Here is a 19,554-nt window from a genome sequence, read left to right as displayed (position 1 = left end):
CGCACGCTGTCTCACCAGCCAGGTCATACCGCGATGACGATCACCACAGCAACCTGGCGATCTTCAAACAACCGCACGTGCGGAAAACGGGGCTAGCAGGTCCCTGACACGCCCGGCGGGGCGCGGCCGGATCAGAGCGGCCGAGCCCGGGCGGACGGCTGTGCCCGGCCCCGGAGTACCCGGGGCCGGGCGATCGGGGGGTGCGGGGCCTTCTAGACGCTGATCAGCTCGGCGATCGTGAGATCGCGGAAGGCCGTGGTGGGCACGTCCTCGGACAGGCGCTGGAACAGGGCCCCGGAGGAGCGGTGGGGAAGATCCACCGTACGAACGTGCCTGAAGCCGCGCCGGCGGTAGTAGTCCTGCAGGCGCAGATTGAGCTTGGCGCAGTCGAGGCGCAGCAAGGGCAGCCCGGCGGCGTGGGCCGCGGCGCCGGCCCAGTCGAGCAGGGCGTCCCCGAGACCGCTGCCCGCCCAGGGGCGGGCGACGGCCAGCTTGTGGATGTAGAGGGCGGCGCCCGGGTCGTCGGCCGGTGTCCAGAACTCCGGGTCGGCGTGGTCGTCGAGGGCGATCGTGGCGACCGGCGGCGCGGCCTCGTCGGGGTCGAGGTATCTGAGCTCGTCGTCCAGCAGGTAGAGCACGCGCTCTTCGATGAGCGGCTCGATGCGCTCGGGACCGAAGCCGCCGCGGGGCCACTGGCGCACGCCCTGCGTGTAGAGCCATTCGGCGGTGTCAGCGAGCAGCCGCAGGACGCCGGGGAGATCCGAGGGTTCCGCTCTCCGGAGTGCGAGCGGGTGAAGGAGGGTGTTTGTGTGCATAATACAGCCCTTCGTTGCGTTGGGTGCCCGCGATCGGACAGAGCGTGATCACGCCATGTCGCGCAGGGGCGAAATGGGGCCTTAACCCGATATAGATGGATAAATGGCGATTTGGGGGAGTATGCACGACTCCCCGAGGCCAGCGAGGCGGCTTATTTCTCGCTGCGCCCGGCCGGCGGGATCACCCCTTCATCCCGAGCTCTTTAGCGGCGATCGAGCTCGTACCTGATCAGATGTTTGTCGGCGGGCAGCACCGACACCGCGACACGCACTGGCATGTCCGCCCCGTCGAATCCGACTCGGACGTAGACCATGACCGGCGTGCCGAGCTCTAGCTGGAGGCGCTCGGCCTCCTCCTGGTTGGGCATGCGGGCCGAGATGTCGTCGACGACGCGCACCTGCGCATGACCCAGCTCTTCCAGCACCCGGTTCGCCCCTCGTGCGATGTCTCCGGGCCTGGCGATCTCGGAATCGGCCACAAGATCACGAGGGAAGTAGGAATCGTTGGTGTTGTACGGCTGGCCGTCCACGAAACGCAGACGGCGTCTGACCACCGCCAATTCCCCGTCCGCCAGTTCGAGCCTGCTGGCGATCTCCTCGACGGGAGACACGGTCAGCACCTCGATGTACTGGCTGGGCTCGCGACCTTCCTGCGCCACGGCGTAGGCGAACGCCTCCCGTGTCTCTCCCCTGGGTTGTGGCTCCAGCTCCCGCTGCGGATAGATCAGCAGCGGTCTGCGGTCTCTGACCACCGTTCCACGCCGCGGCGTGCGCGTGACGAGCCCTTCGTTGACGAGCTCTCCGAGGGCCAGCCTTACGGTGTTCCTGCTCACCCCATGGTCTTCCATGAGCTGCGCCTCGGTCGGCAGCTGCGCCCCGGGGCCGAGGACACCCGAGTAGATGGCTCGACGCAACTCCGAAGCCACCTGTTGATACAGCACCGACCTTGCCACTTTCACCCCTTTTGTTCCAACAATTTAGACGATCTGGTTCTAGCAGGCCACAACCCCTTGACCAAACCCCCATGACCGGCCCATCATCCATTCGTTGGTACAAATCCATCTAAAGGCCGGTGAGGGGGTGAAGGCCAGTGTTGCCGGTCCGCACGGGTACGCCATACCTGCCCTGGCATGACCCTCGCGAAGCAACGTGTTTACTGCGTTACGCGTTGCCCCGCCACGGGTTCACCCACACCTACCAGAGCCATGGCATGTCCGTGCAATCGGAGTTGACTGAACTGACCGTGCGGTGCAATGACGGATCCTTTGTCTGGAACGAGGAGGGTGGCGCCCCCGTCACACACCCCACTGATGACCCGGTCGGTGCAGCTCAACGCATGCCGCACGTAACCGACAACAGGAGCTTTCACACTCCCCATCGACTCCGTGGGCGGACCACGGTCTAGGACTCCATCCCTCGCCGGAGTCCTCGCGCCGCCGCACACGGGGCAGGAAGCGCGTCCTGGCGGGTCCCCCACGCCCGCCAGGGCGCGTTTTCCTCCACGCCGGCGAGACCTCCGGGACCCGGCCCTCCGTGAGGGGGCTTTCCCGTCTTCGGGGGGGCGCACGAGCAGCCGAACGGCCCCTCACGCCCCACATCACACCCAAGCCGTCCCGACGGGCGTTCTGGATCTCGTACGGGCCGTTCTGCTCGGGGTTCCGGATCGCGTGCGGGCCGGTTTGCTTGGGGTTCCGGATCGCGTGCGGGCCAGTCTGTTCGGGGTTTCGGATCGCGTGCGGGACGTTCCAGGACGGCGCGGTGCGCCGTTCAGAGGCCCATCCTTTACGGCCGGCCAACGGCACCCCACCCACCGGCCATGGCCGGGCTCCGTCCAGGGGAACGCTCCTGCGGTGTGCGGGGCAGGGCGCCGTGACGACCGGGTTCGGCCGTCTGGGTGGTGGCGACGACTGACGGGCAGGCATGATCGCCACCCGGGTCCTCACGGCCACGCCCTTCACCAAGTCCGTACCGTTCACGCCTGCCCGCCAAGTTCGAGCCGTCCGCATTGACGTCTACGCATCATCATCAACCCTCAGGGGCGAGCCTGGGGGCACCTTCGCGATGGTGGGACTGCTGGGGTTTTTCGGTACCAATCCAATTTATGGACCAAGATTAAGAATCTGGAGGATTTACGCAAGAGCGGATGAGTACCCTTTTTCCCCGCATACCGCTCATCCGGTCACCGGCTCTCCGCCCGTTCCCGCCCCGGCCCGCCACCCTCCTGAGCGTCGTCTCCGGCGCTTCCTCCCAGGTCATCCGTGGCTCCCGGCTTCCAGTCGACCAGCGTCAACCGGTCGTCGACCGGCCGGAAGGAGGCCCGCACCCGCTCCCCGTACCGCGGGGGACGGTCGCCGTTCCAGTTGCCGAAGACCAGGCAACCGGGCACCGCGGCCAACCGGACCATAACGACCAGGTATGGTTCGCGAAGGTCCGGCATGAAGGGCTGGTGGTTGACGATCCAGCTCTCGATCACGCCCTCGGGCTCCACCTCCTCCCAGTGCCAGGCCTCAGTACGGCAGGCCGGGCAGAACGCTCTCGCGGGGAAGCGCGCGGCGCCGCAAGTGTCGCAGCGCTGGACGGCGAACTCCCGCCTGGCGACCCGTTCCCACCACTGCCCCGAGTCGCGATCCGGCTCGGGCCGGTAGCCCGCCATCACGCCCTCCTCAGGATCAGCGCCGAGGTCGCGGGCAGGACGTAACCGGGCTGGGCCGTGGACAGCGCCACCTCGGCGCCGTGCACCTGCCGGTCGCCGGCGTCGCCTCTGAGCTGGGACACCGCCTCCGCGATGTGGTTGATGCCGTGCACGTAGCCCTCCGAGAGGAACCCTCCGTGGGTGTTCACCGGCAGCGGTCCGTCCAGAGCGGTGGCGCCCGAGGCCACGTAAGGGCCGCCCTCGCCCTTGGCGCAGAAGCCGTAGTCCTCGAGCTGGACGATCACCGAGTACGTGAAGCAGTCATACAGCTCGGCCACGTCGACCTCCTCCGGCCCGATCCCCGCCTGCGCGTAGAGCCTCGGGGCCAGGGCGGCGGCCGCGGTCACGGTCGGGTCGGCGGCGGGGCCCGACAGGTGCGACGTGCCGCCGCCCCAGGCCGCGGCGGAGATGAGGACGGGCGGGCGGCGCAACGAGCGGGCGCGTTCGGCGGTGGTGACGACCACGGCGCACGCGCCGTCCGTCTCCAGGCAGCAGTCCAGGAGGCGGAACGGCTCGGCGATCCAGCGGGCGGACAGGTAGTCGTCCATGGTGATGGGGGTGCGCATCAGGGCGCGGGAGTTCTTGGCGGCGTTCGCGCGCTGGGTGACCGCCACGCCCCCGAAGTGCTCGGGCCTGGTGCCGTACTTGAGCATGTGGGCGCGGGCGTACATGGCGAACTGCTGCGGGGGCGCAACGTAACCGTACGGGGCCTGGTACTGCACCTCCGGGCTCACCGGCACGCCCCGGCCCGTGCCGCCCATGCGGAACTCGGAACGGGCGTTGATGGCCCGGTAACAGACGACCGTCTCGGCCATGCCCGCCGCCACGGCCAGCGCGGCCTGACCGACCACCGCGTGGGAGACGCTGCCGCCGCCGAACTGGTCCAGGTGCCAGCTCAGGTCCGTCAGGCCGAGCGCGGGGCCCACCAGGGTGGGCGCGGCGGAGTCACCCACCCGATGCGTGGCCAGGCCGTCGACGTCGTCGGCGGTGAGGCCGGCGTCGGACAGGGCGGCCAGGACGGCGCGGCAGGCCAGGGTCAAGGTGCTGACGCCGGAGTCCTTGCTGAAGGGGGTGTAACCGACCCCGGCCACCGCCGTCTTGTCCCGGAACTCAAGCAAGCGCTTGGCCACCATCCAATAACCCTATTTCGGAATTTTCCCCCATGTCAACGCACCCACCCCAGCCACAGCAAGCTCCGGCAAGACAACCCGGCAGCGACGGCAGGCGACGATAGACCCGCGCCAACCGACGACCAGCGACAGGAGCAACAGGGGTGCGACCAGGGGCGACAGGGATGACAGCCGCGAAAGGGCGGCGCCGGGTGAGCTTGACAGGGATTTTGGGTTGGTCGTACCGTCCAAGCAAGCGCTTGTTATAATAGCGCGGTCGGTGGACTAGGAGGCGGACCCCATGAGCACACCCGCTGGCCGGCTCGTCGCGCCGGACGGCTGTCGCGGCCTTCCGACGCCCCATCAGCGCAGGATTCGCAACGGAGCCACCATGCCGACGGGCCCAAATCACCCAAGCGCGAACGGACATCTCGACAGCCTCAGGTTCCGCCAGGTGCTCGGGCGGTTCGCGACCGGTGTGGTGGCGATCACGGCGCTCGACCCGGTGGACGGCCGGCCGTGCGGGCTGGCGGCCAACTCCTTCACCTCCGTCTCGCTCAACCCCCCGCTGGTGGCGTTCTGCGTGGCGCACACCAGCACGAGCTGGCCCAAGGTGCGCGGGGCCAAGGTCATCACCGTGAACGTGCTGGCCGAGCACCAGCAGCCCGTGTGCGCCCAGATGGCGGCCAGGGGCGGCGACAAGTTCGCGGGGCTGGAGTGGACGGGCTCCCCCGGCGGGAACCCCGTTCTCGAAGGCGCCCTCGCCTGGATCGACTGCGCGGTCGAGGCCGAGCATCCGGCGGGCGATCACAAGATCGTGGTGGCCAGGGTGCTGCAGCTCGACACGCATGCCGAAGGCGGCCCGCTGGTGTTCTTCCGCGGCGGCTACGGAGGGTTCGTTGAACCTGCCTGAGCCTGTCCCCGCGGCCGGTGAGACGCCGGGGTTTCGGGAGCAGGCGCGGGTGTGGCTGGAGGAGGCCCTCAGCGGTGAGTTCGCCGCCGCTCGCGGCCTGGGCGGCCCTGGACGCGAGCACGAGGGGCACGAGCTGCGCCTGGCCTGGGAACGGCATCTCGGCAAGCACGGCTGGACCTGTCTCGGCTGGCCCGAGCGCTACGGCGGACGCGCCGCCCCCTTGGCAGACCAGGTGGCCTTCTACGAGGAGTACGCCAGAGCGGACGCCCCCGCCCGGGTGGGCCTGATCGGCGAAGGGCTGGTCGGCCCGACCATCCTGGAGTTCGGCACCGAGGAGCAGAAAAGCCGTTTCCTCCCCCCGATCCAGCGGGGTGAGGAGCTGTGGTGCCAGGGCTACTCCGAGCCGGAGGCCGGGTCCGACCTCGCCAACGTCCAGACCAGGGCGAGCCTGGAGGATGGCGAATGGGTGGTTCACGGGCAGAAGGTGTGGACGTCGCTCGCGCACGTCGCCGACTGGTGTTTCGTCCTGTGCAGGACCGACCCGGACGAGCGGCGGCACCGGGGGCTGTCGTACCTGCTCGTCCCCATGCGGCGGCCGGGCGTCGTCGTGCGGCCGATCGTGCAGCTCACGGGGACCTCGGAGTTCAACGAGGTGTTCTTCGACGGCGCGCGCACGGCGGCGGGGAACCTGCTCGGCGCGCCAGGTGACGGCTGGCGGGTGGCGATGGCCACCCTGGGGTATGAGCGCGGCGCCTCGACGCTGGGCCAGCAGATCGGGTTCCGGCGGGAGCTGGCCAAGGTGATCGAGACGGCGAAGAGGACCGGTGCGGCGGACGACCCCGTGCTGCGTGACAGGCTCGTCCAGTCCTGGCTGGAGCTGGAGATCATGCGGCTCAACGCCCTCAGGCTGCGGGGTCCCGAGGCGTCGATCGCCAAGCTGTACTGGTCGGAGTGGCACCGCAGGCTGGGCGAGCTGGCGCAGGCCGTCCAGGGCAGGGCGGGGCTCGTCGAGGAGGCGGGGCAGCTGAACGAGTTGCAGCGGCTCTATCTCTTCAGCCGCGCCGACACGATCTATGCCGGTTCCAGCGAAATCCAGCGCAACATCATCGCCGAGCGCACTCTGGGACTCCCCCGCTGATTGGAGGCGCACCGATGTCCCCGCCCTATCCGAAAGCGCATGGCCTGCTCAACGGCAAGGTGACGCTGGTCACGGCGGCCGCGGGGGCAGGCATCGGCTACGCCACGGCCAGGCGCTGCGCCGAGGAGGGCGCCACGATCGTGCTGTCGGACAGGCACGAGCGCCGCCTGAGCGCCGCCGCCGAGTCGCTGGCCGAGCTCACCGGCGTCAAGCCGCTGGCGGTGCCGTGCGACGTGACGTCGCAGGCGCAGGTGCTGGCGCTGTTCGACGCGGTGGCGCAGGCGCACGGCAGGCTGGACGTCGTGGTCAACAACGCCGGGCTGGGCGGTACGGCGCCGCTGGCGGAGATGTCCGACGAGCAGTGGCACACGGTCATCGACGTGACCCTCAACGGCACGATGCGCTGCACGAGGGCCGCGCTCAGGCAGATGATCCCCCAGGGCTCCGGCGTCATCGTCAACAACGCCTCGGTGATCGGCTGGCGGGCCCAGCGGGGGCAGGCGCACTATGCCGCCGCCAAGGCCGGGGTGATGGCGTTGACCAGGTGTGTCGCGTTGGAGGCCGCCGAGCACGGGGTGCGGGTCAACGCCGTGGCGCCCTCGCTGGCGGTGCATCCGTTCCTGGCGAAGGTGACCAGCGAGGAGCTGCTGGCGGAGCTGGCGGCCAAGGAGGCGTTCGGGCGCTCGGCAGAGCCCTGGGAGGTGGCGAACGTGATCGTCTTCCTGGCCAGCGACTACTCGTCCTATATGACTGGGGAGGTGGTCTCCGTCTCCTCGCAGCATCCCTGACCCGTTCATGTCAGGGAAAGATCGGGGTAGGCGGCGGCGGGATCCTTATCTAATGTCCCAGGCATGGGCACACGCTCTTCCTTTCTGCTCGATGTCCTCATGACGGAGTTCGGCGAGTCGATCAAGCGAGAACCCGCCGCTTTCAGGCGGAAATTTCGGAAAATGGCGTCTTCTCCCTTCGCCTTCTACCGGGGCAGCGCCTGCCTGTTCTACGCGGACATGGCAGGCGGGTTCGCCGACCAGTCCTACCTCGACGAACCGACCGGCAGGGTGTGGATCCACGGCGACCTGCACGCCGAGAACTTCGGCACCTACATGAACGCCTCCGGCGTGCTCGTCTTCAACGCCAACGACTTCGACGAGGCGTACGTGGGCCCGTACGTCTGGGACCTCAAGCGTTTCGCCGCCAGCGTGGCCCTCATCGGCTACGCCAAGGCGCTGTCCGACGACTCGATCAGCGTGCTCGTGACCGACTTCGCCGGCGCGTACCTGGTCGAGCTGACCGGCATCGCGGCCGGCGGGGACGACACGATCGGCTCGCTCACCCTCGACACCACCACCGGCGTGCTGCACCGCGTGCTGCAGACGGCCAGGCTGAGCACGCGGGTGGCGCTGCTGGACGTCGAGACCGTGATCGACGACTACGACCGGCGCTTCGCGCTCATGGACGGCCGCGAGAGCGTGGACGCGGCGACCAGGCGGGCGGTGGTGGCCGCGTTCGAGGAGTACCTGACGACGCTGCCCGTGCCCGCCAACCCGGTCGAGCACGTGATCAAGGACGTGGCGCTGCGCAAGGGCGTGGGCATCGGCTCCGCGGGGCTGCCGTCGTACAACCTGCTGCTCGAAGGGCGCTCGCAGGCGCTGGAGAACGACGTCATCCTGTACATGAAGCAGGCCGGCGTGCCGGCGGTGGCGCGGCACGTCACCGACGAGAAGGTGGTCTCCTACTTCCTGCACCAGGGGCATCGCACGGCCGAGTCGCAGCGGGCGCTGCAGGCCTACGCCGACCCCTGGCTCGGCTACACCACGCTCAACGGGATCGGGCAGCTCGTGGCCGAGGTCTCGCCGTACTCGGCCGACCTGAACTGGGACGAGGTGAACGAGCCGGACGAGCTGCGCTCGATCGTGCAGGATCTCGGGCGGGCGGTGGCGCGCATGCACGCCGTGGCCGACGACGAGTCCAGCCATGACCTCGTCGACTTCTCGACGGAGGAGGCGATCGTGGGCGTGATCGGTGACGACAGGTCCGGATTTATTGGGATGCTGGTGGATTTTGCCCACCGTTATGGGGCGCAGGCCAGAGAAGACCACCAACGGTTCGTCGACCTGTTCCGCAACGGCCGCCTGCCCGGCGTGTGAGCCACCGGGGACGGCTCGCAACCGACCGGTCGGTATGGCATGCTCCCGAACATGACTCTGTTCTCAGTCGAAGGCAAGACCGTCGTCGTCACCGGCGGCTCGCGCGGGATCGGGCGCATGATCGCCACGGGGTTCGCCGAGGCGGGAGCGCGCGTCTACATATCCGCCCGCAAGACGGCCGAGGTCGACAAGACGGCCGCCGAACTGGGCTGCGTCGCCGTCCCCGCCGACCTGTCCACGCCCGAAGGGCTGCAGACGCTGGTGTCGGCGGTGGACGGACCCCTGCACGTGCTCGTCAACAACGCTGGGGCGACCTGGGGCGCGCCGCTGGAGGAGTTCCCCGAGCACGCCTTCGACAAGCTCTGGAACATCAACGTCAAGGGCGTCTTTTACCTGACCCAGAAGTTCCTGCCCCAGCTCAGGGCGGCGGCGAGCGCGGACGACCCCGCGCGCGTGATCAACGTGGGCTCCGTGGACGGCATCAGGGTCCCCGAGCTGCCGAACTACGCCTACTCCGCGACGAAGTCGGGCGTCCACATGCTGACCAGGCACCTGGCCAGACATCTGGCGAAGGAGCACATCACGGTCAACGCCATCGCGCCGGGGCCGTTCGAGTCGAAGATGATGGCCTTCGCGCTGGACGACCCCACTACCAGGGAACTCGTCGCCTCGAACGTCCCGCTGGGCCGCATCGGCCGCCCCGACGACATGGCGGGCGCGGCGATCTACCTGGCCTCGCGGGCGGGCGCGTACCTGACCGGGACGGTCATCCCGGTCGACGGCGGCATCACCGCCTGACCAGCTCGCCCAGCGCCCGCGCCAGGTTGGCCGCCGCGCGCGGCTCGTGGCTCAGATAGAGGTACGGCTCCGTCAGCTCCACCTCCATGACCGCCGGCGTGCCGTCGAAGAGCCGGACCAGGTCGATCCTGGCGTAGAGAAGGGGCGTGGGAACGGCGGCGAGCACCTTCTCGGCAAGTTCGACCTGGTCCGGGGCTGGTGAGCGGAGCTGGGCCCGCGCGTTGTCCTCGTGGTTCATCCCGTGGGCGAGCATCGGGTTGCGGCGGACGGCGTGGCTGAAGCGGCGGTTGAAGTACAGCAGCGAGATCTCGCCCTCCGACTCGACCATGTCGAGATACGGCTGGATCATCGGCGTGCGCCCCGCGGCCTCCAGGGAGGCGGCGAGGGTGCGGGCCTCGCCGCGGTCCGACGTCCTGGAGGTGTCGCGGGCGCCCCCGGAGATCGCGGGCTTGACGACGTATTCGGGCCAGTCGGGCAGATCCTGCGACGACCAGTGGGTCGGGACGACCGGAACGTCCAGATCCCGGAGGTACGTCTTGTCGGTATTGGTCTCAAGCACGGAGTACGGATTGAGCAGTCTCGTCACGGACTCCACAGCGCGCGCCCACGCCAGGAACTCCTCCCGCCTGAGGATGTAGTCCCAGACGGACCGGACGACCACGGCGTCGTAGCCGCTCCAGTCGACCGCCGGATCGTCCCAGCGCTCGACGCGGCCCACGATGCCGGCTTCACGCCAGGCCTCCAGGGCCAGGTCACGCTCGTCGTCGTCGCCGTTGCGATCGTCAAAAGTAGCGTAGGCGCAGATAGTCACACAGGGATGCTAATACGGCGCGAGCCGGGCCATATCAGACCCGGCTCGCACGTACGTGCGGACGCGCTCACGACTATGGCGGATCGCGGCGCGACCTGGTCTTCCGGCTAGTCGACCACGTCGTCGATGCTCACGCCGCTACCACCGGTGGCGGTCACGGCGTTGCCGTTGACGTTGTTGACCGCGGTGGAGCGGGAGCCGTTCCTGTTGGCGTTGTAGACGTTGCCGAAGTTGTTGCCCGACTGCGAGGAGCCGTAGTTGGAGCTGGTGTTGCCGGCGTTCGTGTCGGCGAAGGCGGGGGCGGACAGCAGGGTCACGCCTGCCGCGGCGGCGGCGACGACGAGGCCGGTCGCGCTCAGCTTCTTCATCATCTAGATGTCCTTTCCTTTCCAGGTTTTCCCACGTCAGCGAGGTCAGTCGAAGACGTAGGTCACCACGAGGCTGCCGTTGGTAGCGGTCGAGGCGATGCCGTTGACGTTGTTGACGTTGGTGGAGCCGTGTCCGCCACGGATGGCGTTCACGACGTCACCGAAGTTGTTTCCTGACTGGGATGAGTCGCTGTTGCCGCTCGCGTTGCCGGACCAGACATTGCCGACCCATGGACCAGACCAGCCGTCATCAGCGTGAGCGGGGACAGCAAGTAGTGCGCCGCCGATGGCCGCTGCCATCACGACCGCGGTGGCGCACATCCTTTTGATCACTTGTGCTCCTTCGCCAGTGGGGGTGGCGGGCACCGTGGGCCCAAGGCACACCACCAACCCCTTTGACCTTCCTTGACCCCAGGAGATCAAGGTCAGTGCGAGCCTATAACTCTAGGTTGCCAATTGATAGCTCTAAGTGATCAGAATATTATTCGGCGAATACGCTGACAGGAGGTGGCAGCGACCCGCGCCTAACCTCCGCGACATGATCTACGAGCTGCGGCGGTACACGATGCGTCCAGGACGGCGCGACGAGCTGATCGAGCTGTTCGAGCGCGAGTTCGTCGAACCCCAGGAGGCGGCGGGAATGCGCGTCACCGGCACCTTCCGCGACCCGGACGCGCCCGACACCTTCCCCTGGGTCCGGGCCTTTCCCGACATGCCCGCCCGTCGTGCGGCCTTGGAGTCCTTCTACGGCGGGCCGGTGTGGCGGGCGAACGGCGACGCGGCCAACGCGACCATGAGCGACTCCGATGACGTGCTGCTCCTGCGGGCGCTCACCGAGCCGCCCTCATGGGAACGTCCGCCCGCCGGGGACTCCGAACCGCCGTCGTCCCTGTACGTCGCCACGATGTACCACGTCACGGACGGCTTCGCCGCGTTCTTCTCCCGCGAGGTCGCCCCGGCTCTGGCCGAGGCGGGGGTGGAGCCGGTCGCGTGCTTCGAGAGCGAGCACGCGGAGAACACCTTTCCGCGACTGCCCGTTCGGAGCGGGGTTCAGGTTTTCGTGTGGTTCGCCAGGTTCGACAAGGCCGAGGACGAGCGGGAGGTGGAGTTGCCGATGCTGACGTCCCGGCTCACCGCCGCCCCCGAACGGCTCCGGCTGCGCCCGACCGCCCGCTCGGCCATGCGCTGACGCGCCAGGCGGGGGTTTCGCCGCCGCCGTCCACGCGTACTTCCGCGCCCGTGACGTAGCCGGGGGCCGCCAGCCAGAGGCAGGCCTGTGCCACGTCGGCGGGGGTCGCCATCCGGCCCGCGGGGATGGTCGCGCCGAGTCGGGCCTGGTCGCCGTAGTGCTCGGCGGCGGTTTCCGTGGCGACCAGGCCGACGACGACCGTGTTGACCCTTACCTCGGGGGCCCACTCGGCGGCCAGGCAGCGGGCCAGGTGGTGCAGGCCGGCTTTGGCGGCGCCGTACGCGGTGGTGCCAGGAGAGGGGCGGGCGCCGCTGGAGCTGCCGATCATCACGATCGATCCGCGGGCGGCGGCCAGCAGTGGGTGGGCGCATTGGGACAGCAGCAGGGGGGCCGTCAGGTTGAGCTCGATGATCCGGGCGTGCAGGCGGGGCGATGTGCCGTCGAGCGGCGCGTGCGGTGTGCCGCCCGCGTTGTTGACGAGGACGTCGAGCCGGTCGAGGCCCGAGACGAGGCGTTCGACGTCCTCCGGGACCCGCACGTCGGCCCGCACGAAGCGGATCCCCGGCGTTCCGGGTGTTTCAGGCATTCCAGGGACCGCGAGGACCGGGTCTGGGCCGGGGTCGGGGGGCGCTGTGCGGGCGCAGACGATTACGGTGGCGCCCGCCGCGTGGAAAGCCGCCGCGATCCCTGCGCCGATGCCCTTGGTGCCGCCCGTCACCAGGACGACCTTGCCCGTGTAGTCGTAAGTTACCGTCACGGGTGCTACCGTACCAAGCAAGCGTTAGGTGCAACCAGGGAGCGCGATGGGGATCACGCTGCGGGACGGGCCGATCGCCGAGGTGGTCATGGACGTGCCCCCGGTCAACGCGTTGACCGTGCGGGCCTGGGAGGAGCTGGCGGAGGCCGTACGGTCGGCCGGGCAGCGGCCCGAGACCAGGGTGGTGGTGCTGCGGGCCGAGGGCCGCGGGTTCAACGCCGGGGTCGACATCAAGGAGTTGCGGGCCGCGCAGGGGTACGAGGCGCTGGTCGGGGTCAACAGGGCGTGCTATGCGGCGTTCGCGGCCGTCTACGAGTGCGCGGTGCCGGTGATCGCGGCGGTGCACGGGCACTGCCTCGGCGCCGGCGTCGGGCTCTGCGGGAACGCCGACGTCGTGGTGGCCTCCGACGACGCCTACTTCGGGCTGCCCGAGGTGGACAGGGGCGCGCTGGGGGCGGCCACGCACCTGTCCAGGCTGGTGCCGCAGCACCTCATGCGGGCCATGGTCTACACGTGCAGGAACGTGACGGCGTCCGAGCTGCACGCGTTCGGGTCGGTGCTGGAGGTGGTGGCGCGCGACAAGCTGCGCGAGGCGGCCATGGAGGTGGCGGGCCAGATCGCCGCCAAGGACCCGTACGTGATCCGCCGCGCCAAGGAGTCGCTCAACGGCATCGATCCGGTGGACGTCAACCGCAGCTACCGCTTCGAGCAGGGCTTCACCTTCGAGCTGAACCTGATGGGCGTGGGCGACCGGCACAGGGAGCGGTTCACATGAGCAAGGTGATGTCGGCCGGGCAGGTCGCGGGCTCGCTGGAGAGCGGGATGACGGTCGGGATCGGCGGCTGGGGGTCGCGGCGAAAGCCGATGGCGCTGGTGGGGGCCATTCTGCGCTCCCCCGTCGAGGACCTGACGATCATCTCCTACGGCGGCCCCGACGTCGGCATGCTGTGCGCCGCGGGAAAGGTGCGCAAGGTCGTGGCCCCGTTCGTCACGCTCGACTCCATCCCCCTGGAGCCGCATTTCCGCAGGGCGCGACAGGCGGGGGCGATCGAGTTCGCGGAGTACGACGAGGGGATGTTCATGTTCGGGCTGCTGGCGGGGGCGCACGGGCTGCCGTTCCTGCCGACGCGGGCGGGGCTGGGCTCGGACGTCATGCGGGTCAATCCCGGGCTGCGGACGGTGCGGTCCCCGTACGGGGACGGGGAGGAACTGGTGGCGGTGCCGGCGCTGACCATGGACGTCGCGCTGGTGCACCTCAACAGGGCCGACGCCCGGGGGAACGCGCAGTACCTGGGCCCCGACCCGTACTTCGACGACCTCTACGCCAAGGCGGCGCGGCGCTGTTACGTCTCGTGCGAGCGGGTGGTGGACACCGCCGACCTGCTGAAGGAGGGGCCGGTGCAGTCGTTGCTGATCAGCCGGTCCATGGTGGCGGGCGTGGTGGAGGCGCCGGGCGGGGCGGGGTTCACCTCGTGCGAGCCCGACTACGGACGCGACGAGGCCGAGCAGCGGCGTTACGCGCAGACCCCCTGGGAGGACTTCCATGACCGAGCTTGTCGAGGTCATCAATAAGCAGGCAATCATGAGGCCGACGAAGGAGGCCGCATGACCAGGGCTGATGTGTGTGTGCTGGCGTGCGCGGAGGCGTTCAGGGGCGACGGGGAGATCCTCGCGGCGGGGATCGGCGGGGCGGTCACGGTGCTGGCGGCGCGGCTGGCGCGGCTGACGTTCGAGCCGGAGCTGCTCACGCATGACGGCGTCTGCCTGCTCACCGGCGACGTGCCCGCGCTGGGCCGGGCGCCGGAGGTGGTCGAGGGGTGGTTGCCGTTCCGCGACCACCTGTGGCTGGTGCTGAACGGGCGCCGCCACGTCATGCTCGGCGCGAGCCAGATCGACCGGTTCGGCAACAGCAACATCTCCTGCGTCGGCGACTGGGCCCGGCCCAAGGCGCAGTTGCTGGGCGTGCGGGGCGCTCCGGGCAACACCCGCTGCGACCCGACGAGCTACTGGATCCCGCGCCACTCCCCCAGGGTGTTCGTGCCCGCTGTGGACATGGTCAGCGGGCTCGGCACCGACAGGGGCGCGTTCGAGCTGCGCCGCGTGGTGACGAACCTGGCCGTGCTGGACTTCGGCGCCCCCGGCGGCTCGATGCGGCTGGTGTCGGTGCATCCGGGCGTGAGCGTGGACGAGGTGGTGGCAGCAACCAGCTTCGATCTCCATATTTCCGGCGATGTCGCCGAGACCCGCGTGCCCGACGCCGGCGAACTCCGCGTCCTCGACCTCCTCGACCCCGAACGCGCCCGCGACCGGGAAGTGGCCGCGTGAACACCGCGTTGACCGCCCTCGTCGGCTGCCGCCACCCGATCGTGCAGACCGGCATGGGGTACGTCGCCGGCGCCCGGCTGGCGGCGGCCACCTCGCAGGCGGGCGGGCTCGGCGTGATCGGTGCGGCGACCATGTCGGTGGCCGAGATGACCGAGGCGATCAGACGGGTCAAATCCCGGACCTCCGCCCCTTTCGGGGTGAACCTCCGCTCCGACGCCGACGACGCCGCCGAACGGGTGGGCGTGCTGATCAGCGAGGGCGTGCGGGTGGCGTCGTTCGCCATGGCGCCCCGGCGGGAGCTGATCGCCCGGCTCAAGGACGCGGGGGTGGTGACGATCCCGTCGGTGGGGGCGCGGCGGCACGCGGAGAAGGTGGCGTCCTGGGGCGTGGACGCCGTGATCGTGCAGGGCGGCGAGGGCGGCGGGCACACCGGGCCGCTGGCCACGACGCTGCTGCTGCCGCAGGTGGTGGACGCGGTGGACATCCCGGTGATCGCGGCGGGCGGCTTCTTCGACGGGCGCGGGCTGGTGGCGGCGCTGGCGTACGGGGCGTGCGGGATCGCCATGGGCACCCGGTTCCTGCTGACCAGCGACTCCCCCGTGCCGGACGAGGTCAAGAAGGTCTACCTGGCGGCGCGCGAGACCGTGGTGACGACCAAGGTGGACGGCGTGCCGCACCGGGTGCTGAGCACGCCGTTCGTGACCTCGCTCGAACGCTCCCGCCTGGCGCGCGCCGTGGTGAACGGGGCCAGGTTCAAACGGCTGTCGGGGTTGTCGTGGGCCGGGATGCTGCGCGAGGGGCGGCGGATGCGGCGGGGCAGGGAGCTGAGCTGGGCGCAGGTGCTGCAGGCCGCCAACACCCCCGTGCTGCTGCGGGCCGCGATGGTGGACGGGCGGGCCGACCTGGGGGTGATGGCCTCGGGGCAGGCCGTGGGGTCGATCGACGACCTGCCGTCGTGCGGGGAGCTGATCGAGCGCGTCATGGCCGAGGCCGAGGCGGCGCTGGAGCGGCTCAGAGCACGGTGATGCCGCGCGCGGCGAGGATGGCGTTGGCCTGGGTCTGGTTGATGATCGCGCCCGTGAACGCCCGCAGCTTGGTGTCGTCGGGCTGACCCAGGTCGGCCCCGCGCAGGTCGGCCTTGGCGAACTTGGTCTGCAGCAGCCGGGTGCCGATCAGCCGGCAGTCGCTGAACACGGCCTCGGTGAAGTCGCAGCCCGCCAGGTCGGCGTCGTCGAAGCGCACGCCCTCGATGTGCCGCCCGCGCAGCGAGCAGCCGCCGAGGTTGGCCAGCGTCAGGTTGGAGCGGGTGACCGAGAAGCCGGTGCCGCGCGAGCCGGTGAGCGCGGCACCGATCATGCGGCAGCCGGTGAACGACACGTCGGTCAGCAGCGACCCGCCGAACTGCGCCGAGGACAGGTCGACGTCGGTGAAGGTGACGTCGATGAGGTCGGCGTCGTTGAAGCGGGCGCGCATGCCGCCCCCGCCGGTGAACGCGGCCCCGTCGAGGTCGCACTTGCGGAAGTCGGTCTGGTCGAGCACGCACGACTCGAACCTGGCCCCGGCCAGCGCGGCGCCCCGCAGGTCTGTCTCGGTGAGATCGCACTCGCGGAACACATGGGGCTCATCCGCCGGGAGCCGGTCCGCCAGCGCCTTGTGTGAAAGGTCCTCGCCGTCGAAGTTCACGTGTAGAGACTACCGGTGAGGATCTCCGCGGCGGCCTGCCCGCAGACCCGGGCGGAGCCGTACGTGGCGATGTGCACGGCCCCGAGATCCGAGCGGACGGGCAGGCCCATCTCGACCACCACGGCGTCCTGGCGGGCGCTGAGCAGGTGCCGCAGCGCCTCGGCCTGCCAGGCGTGGCGGTGCGCGTCGCGGACCACGACCACGAGCGGCCGGCCGGCCGCCGCGCCGATCAGCCGCTCCAACTCGGCCCCCGTCGCCTCGCCCGCCGCCAGCCGGGTGACCTCGGTGCCGGGCAACAGCCGGGCCAGCGGCTCCCCGAGGCCCCACGGGGTGTTCCTGTCGATGGCCAGGTTCATCTCGGGGGCCAGCTCCACCACGTGCGGGGCGGCGGCGAGCGGCAGCACCGGCGCGGTCGACCTGCGGGTCGTCCTGATCGCCCGGCGGGCGGCGGCGAGGCCGAGGTTCCCGTCCCGTGAGCCGTCGCTGCCCGAGGAGGCGGCCCATGAGGCCAGCTCGCGGACCCTACGAGCGGCGTCGGCCAGCCGCTCCTCGGGCAGCAGTCCCTGGGTCACCGCCGTCGCGATGGCGTCGCGGATCCCGGCGGCGGTCGCCTCGTCGGCGTGCTCGCCCCCGACGCAGATCGCGTCGGCTCCGGCAGCGATGGCGCGGGCGGAGGCGCCCCCGATCCCGTACTCGCCGGCGACCGCGGCCATCTCGATCCCGTCGGTGATGATCAGCCCCTGGAAGCCGAGTTCCTCGCGCAGCAGTCCCGTGAGCACCTTGGGGCTGAGCGTGGCGGGCCGCTCGGCGTCGTAGGAGGGCACCAGGAGGTGGCCGGTCATCACGGCCTTGACCCCCTCCTTGATCGCCTCACGGAAAGGGAGCAGCGCGTCCTCGATGCCGTCCTGCGCCACGACGGGCACGCCGTGGTGGGAGTCGATCGAGGTGTCCCCGTGGCCGGGGAAGTGCTTGGCGCAGGCGGCCACCCCGGCCGACTGCAGACCGCGCACGAACGCCCTGGTGTGCCGGGCGACCAGCTCCGGGTCGGCGCCGAAGGCCCGCAGGCCGATGACCGGGTTGTCGGGGTTGGAGTTCACGTCGGCCGAGGGGGCGAAGTCGATCGTGATGCCGACCTCGGCCAGGTCGCCGCCGAGGTCCGCGGCCAGGGCCTCGGTCAGTGCCACGTCGTCCACAACGCCGAGCGCGTACCCGCCGGGACGGCTGCTGCCCCTGGCCACCTCCAGCCTGGTGACCTCGCCTGACTCCTCGTCGGTGCCGATGAGCACCGAGGGGTTCTCGGCGCGCAGCGCGGCGGTCAGCCGGGCCACCTGGCCGGGGTCGGCGATGTTGCGGGAGAACAGCACGACGCCGGCCAGCCCCCGGCCGAGCCGGCGGCGCAGCCAGTCGGGGGGTGTGTGCCCGGTGAAACCGGGGAAGAGGACGTCGTCGGCAAGGCGAAGCAGGTCACCGCTCAAGGGCATGACCCGAAATCTAATAGGAAAGTTTCCTATTTGCTAGGGGTATTTTCTGATGTCAACCCATCCCCTCACGTGACGAACCCGTCGAGGCGTTCGATGATGGTCACGTTCGCCTGTCCCCCGCCTTCGCACATCGTCTGCAGGCCGTACCTGCCGCCCGTGCGCTCCAGTTCGTGCAGCAGCTTGACGGCCAGCACGGCGCCGGTCGCGCCGAGCGGGTGGCCGAGCGCGATGGCGCCGCCGTTCGGGTTGACGCGGGCGGGGTCGGCGCCGGTCTCCGCGATCCAGGCCAGCGCCACGGACGCGAACGCCTCGTTGATCTCGACGGCGTCGAAGTCGTCGATCGACATGCCGGTCATGCCCAGGGCGCGCACGGTCGCGGGGATCGGCGCACTGAGCATCATGATCGGGTCGGCGCCGCGGGCCGACAGGTGGTGCACGCGGGCGCGCGGGGTCAGGCCGTGCTCGCGTACGGCCCTGGGCGAGGCGACAAGCAGGGCGGCGGCGCCGTCGGAGATCTGCGAGGCCAGCGCGGCGGTGAGCCTGCCGCCTTCGGCCAGGGGTTTGAGCGCGGCCATGCGCTCGGCGCTGGTGTCCCTGCGCGGGCCCTCGTCGGTGGCGACGCCCTCGTAGGGGGCGATCTCGCGGGCGAAGTATCCGGCGTCGATCGCGTGCAGCGCCCTGCGGTGCGACTCGTAGGCGTAGCGCTCCATCTCCTCGCGGGAGATCTTCCACGCGGCGGCGATCTGCTCGGCGCCGGCGAACTGGGAGACCTCCCGCGTGCCGTACCGCTCCGCCCAGCCCTTGGAGCCCTCGAAGGGGGTCTCGTGCCCGAGCGGGCGCCCCGCCAGCATGGCCGAGGAGATGGGGACCATGCTCATGTTCTGCACGCCGCCCGCCACCACCAGATCGTTCGTGCCCGACAGCACGGCCTGGGCGGCGAAGTGCAGCGCCTGCTGCGACGAGCCGCACTGGCGGTCGACCGTGACGCCGGGCACCTGCTCCGGCAGCCCTGCGGCCAGCCAGCACGTACGGGCGACGTCTCCCGCCTGCGGACCGATGGTGTCGACACAGCCGAAGATCACGTCCTCGACGGCCGAGGGATCGGCGTCGGCGCGGATCATCAGCTCCTTGAGCACGTGCGCGCCGAGGTCGGCGGGGTGGGCTCGGGCCAGGCCGCCGTTCCTGCGCCCGACGGGCGTGCGGACGGCGCCGACGATGTACGCCTCGCTCATCCCGACATCGTAGCAAGCGCTTGGTTAATCACGGAACGCCGTACGAGCAGGGGTCGGTTACGTGAACAAGCGATTGTCTGAGGGCTCATAATGGTG

General features: G+C 70.1%; 21 protein-coding genes. 10 read left to right on the top strand and 11 right to left on the bottom strand.

The features are described 5' to 3' along the window. Nucleotides 1–212: 212 nt before the first annotated feature. The 4 genes from ACFOY2_RS40745 to ACFOY2_RS40730 form a co-directional block, all read right to left on the bottom strand. Complete coding sequence (locus ACFOY2_RS40745; protein WP_379533467.1) at nucleotides 213–815, bottom strand: GNAT family N-acetyltransferase; 603 nt, start codon at nucleotides 813–815, stop codon at nucleotides 213–215. A 203-nt stretch (nucleotides 816–1,018) separates the two neighbouring features. Beyond that, the gene (locus tag ACFOY2_RS40740; RefSeq protein WP_357811023.1) at nucleotides 1,019–1,768 is read right to left on the bottom strand and encodes a GntR family transcriptional regulator; all 750 of its coding nucleotides are present in this window, start codon (nucleotides 1,766–1,768) and stop codon (nucleotides 1,019–1,021) included. A 1,226-nt stretch (nucleotides 1,769–2,994) separates the two neighbouring features. Further along, complete coding sequence (locus ACFOY2_RS40735) at nucleotides 2,995–3,468, bottom strand: Zn-ribbon domain-containing OB-fold protein (RefSeq protein ID WP_379533466.1); 474 nt, start codon at nucleotides 3,466–3,468, stop codon at nucleotides 2,995–2,997. After that, nucleotides 3,468–4,640, bottom strand: a complete 1,173-nt coding sequence (locus ACFOY2_RS40730) for a thiolase C-terminal domain-containing protein (protein ID WP_379533465.1) — start codon at nucleotides 4,638–4,640, stop codon at nucleotides 3,468–3,470. Before ACFOY2_RS40730 ends, ACFOY2_RS40735 begins: the two co-directional genes overlap by 1 nt. A gap of 367 nt (nucleotides 4,641–5,007) precedes the next feature. Between ACFOY2_RS40730 and ACFOY2_RS40725 the strand changes: the two genes are divergently transcribed. The 5 genes from ACFOY2_RS40725 (at nucleotide 5,008) to ACFOY2_RS40705 (ending at nucleotide 9,612) form a co-directional block, all read left to right on the top strand. Further along, nucleotides 5,008–5,529, top strand: coding sequence for a flavin reductase family protein (locus ACFOY2_RS40725; RefSeq protein WP_379533464.1), 522 nt, complete (start codon nucleotides 5,008–5,010; stop codon nucleotides 5,527–5,529). Beyond that, nucleotides 5,516–6,667 carry an acyl-CoA dehydrogenase family protein gene (locus tag ACFOY2_RS40720; protein WP_379533463.1) on the top strand — a complete coding sequence of 384 codons (1,152 nt, stop codon included), beginning with the start codon at nucleotides 5,516–5,518 and terminating at the stop codon, nucleotides 6,665–6,667. The genes ACFOY2_RS40725 and ACFOY2_RS40720 overlap by 14 nt, the downstream gene beginning before the upstream one ends. A gap of 14 nt (nucleotides 6,668–6,681) precedes the next feature. Next, nucleotides 6,682–7,455: an SDR family oxidoreductase gene (locus ACFOY2_RS40715; protein ID WP_379533462.1), complete on the top strand. Its 774-nt coding sequence runs from the start codon at nucleotides 6,682–6,684 to the stop codon at nucleotides 7,453–7,455. Between the two features lie 63 nt (nucleotides 7,456–7,518). Then, entirely contained in the window at nucleotides 7,519–8,814 is a 1,296-nt protein-coding gene (locus ACFOY2_RS40710) for a DUF2252 domain-containing protein (protein ID WP_379533461.1), read from the top strand. 51 nt (nucleotides 8,815–8,865) lie between these two features. Beyond that, on the top strand, nucleotides 8,866–9,612 hold the full coding sequence (locus ACFOY2_RS40705) for an SDR family oxidoreductase (RefSeq protein ID WP_379533460.1): 747 nt from the start codon (nucleotides 8,866–8,868) through the stop codon (nucleotides 9,610–9,612). Here the strand turns inward: ACFOY2_RS40705 and ACFOY2_RS40700 are convergent. The 3 genes from ACFOY2_RS40700 to ACFOY2_RS40690 form a co-directional block, all read right to left on the bottom strand. Continuing rightward, nucleotides 9,602–10,423: an ATP-grasp domain-containing protein gene (locus ACFOY2_RS40700; RefSeq protein ID WP_379533459.1), complete on the bottom strand. Its 822-nt coding sequence runs from the start codon at nucleotides 10,421–10,423 to the stop codon at nucleotides 9,602–9,604. The genes ACFOY2_RS40705 and ACFOY2_RS40700 overlap by 11 nt on opposite strands. A 107-nt stretch (nucleotides 10,424–10,530) precedes the next feature. Next, on the bottom strand, nucleotides 10,531–10,794 hold the full coding sequence (locus ACFOY2_RS40695) for a hypothetical protein (protein WP_379533458.1): 264 nt from the start codon (nucleotides 10,792–10,794) through the stop codon (nucleotides 10,531–10,533). Nucleotides 10,795–10,836: 42 nt separating this feature from the next. Then, nucleotides 10,837–11,124: a hypothetical protein gene (locus ACFOY2_RS40690; protein ID WP_379533457.1), complete on the bottom strand. Its 288-nt coding sequence runs from the start codon at nucleotides 11,122–11,124 to the stop codon at nucleotides 10,837–10,839. Nucleotides 11,125–11,329: 205 nt separating this feature from the next. On the opposite strand from ACFOY2_RS40690, the gene ACFOY2_RS40685 reads away from it, so the two are divergent. After that, the gene (locus tag ACFOY2_RS40685; RefSeq protein ID WP_379533456.1) at nucleotides 11,330–11,980 is read left to right on the top strand and encodes an NIPSNAP family protein; all 651 of its coding nucleotides are present in this window, start codon (nucleotides 11,330–11,332) and stop codon (nucleotides 11,978–11,980) included. On the opposite strand, the gene ACFOY2_RS40680 is transcribed toward ACFOY2_RS40685, so the two are convergent. Next, complete coding sequence (locus ACFOY2_RS40680; RefSeq protein ID WP_379533455.1) at nucleotides 11,922–12,737, bottom strand: SDR family oxidoreductase; 816 nt, start codon at nucleotides 12,735–12,737, stop codon at nucleotides 11,922–11,924. The genes ACFOY2_RS40685 and ACFOY2_RS40680 overlap by 59 nt on opposite strands. 46 nt (nucleotides 12,738–12,783) lie before the next feature. On the opposite strand from ACFOY2_RS40680, the gene ACFOY2_RS40675 reads away from it, so the two are divergent. From ACFOY2_RS40675 to ACFOY2_RS40660, 4 genes are read left to right on the top strand one after another with little or no spacing between them, the layout of a single operon-like run. Beyond that, nucleotides 12,784–13,512 carry an enoyl-CoA hydratase family protein gene (locus ACFOY2_RS40675; RefSeq protein ID WP_379533454.1) on the top strand — a complete coding sequence of 243 codons (729 nt, stop codon included), beginning with the start codon at nucleotides 12,784–12,786 and terminating at the stop codon, nucleotides 13,510–13,512. Next, the gene (locus tag ACFOY2_RS40670) at nucleotides 13,509–14,309 is read left to right on the top strand and encodes a CoA transferase subunit A (protein ID WP_379533453.1); all 801 of its coding nucleotides are present in this window, start codon (nucleotides 13,509–13,511) and stop codon (nucleotides 14,307–14,309) included. Before ACFOY2_RS40675 ends, ACFOY2_RS40670 begins: the two co-directional genes overlap by 4 nt. A gap of 33 nt (nucleotides 14,310–14,342) precedes the next feature. Continuing rightward, complete coding sequence (locus tag ACFOY2_RS40665) at nucleotides 14,343–15,062, top strand: CoA-transferase subunit beta (RefSeq protein ID WP_379533452.1); 720 nt, start codon at nucleotides 14,343–14,345, stop codon at nucleotides 15,060–15,062. Further along, on the top strand, nucleotides 15,059–16,087 hold the full coding sequence (locus ACFOY2_RS40660; RefSeq protein ID WP_379533451.1) for an NAD(P)H-dependent flavin oxidoreductase: 1,029 nt from the start codon (nucleotides 15,059–15,061) through the stop codon (nucleotides 16,085–16,087). The genes ACFOY2_RS40665 and ACFOY2_RS40660 overlap by 4 nt, the downstream gene beginning before the upstream one ends. Here ACFOY2_RS40660 and ACFOY2_RS40655 read toward each other — a convergent pair. From ACFOY2_RS40655 to ACFOY2_RS40645, 3 genes are all read right to left on the bottom strand, one after another. Next, nucleotides 16,074–16,745 (bottom strand): pentapeptide repeat-containing protein, encoded by a 672-nt coding sequence (locus tag ACFOY2_RS40655; protein WP_379533450.1) that lies wholly within the window; start codon nucleotides 16,743–16,745, stop codon nucleotides 16,074–16,076. The genes ACFOY2_RS40660 and ACFOY2_RS40655 overlap by 14 nt on opposite strands. Further along, nucleotides 16,742–18,226 carry a glycoside hydrolase family 3 protein gene (locus ACFOY2_RS40650; protein ID WP_379533449.1) on the bottom strand — a complete coding sequence of 495 codons (1,485 nt, stop codon included), beginning with the start codon at nucleotides 18,224–18,226 and terminating at the stop codon, nucleotides 16,742–16,744. The genes ACFOY2_RS40655 and ACFOY2_RS40650 overlap by 4 nt, the downstream gene beginning before the upstream one ends. A gap of 65 nt (nucleotides 18,227–18,291) precedes the next feature. Beyond that, on the bottom strand, nucleotides 18,292–19,458 hold the full coding sequence (locus tag ACFOY2_RS40645) for an acetyl-CoA C-acetyltransferase (protein WP_379533448.1): 1,167 nt from the start codon (nucleotides 19,456–19,458) through the stop codon (nucleotides 18,292–18,294). Between the last annotated feature and the right edge of the window lie 96 nt (nucleotides 19,459–19,554).

Source organism: Nonomuraea purpurea, assembly GCF_042650645.1.
GTDB lineage: Bacteria > Actinomycetota > Actinomycetes > Streptosporangiales > Streptosporangiaceae > Nonomuraea > Nonomuraea purpurea.
This window is presented reverse-complemented; position numbering and strand designations above follow the sequence as displayed.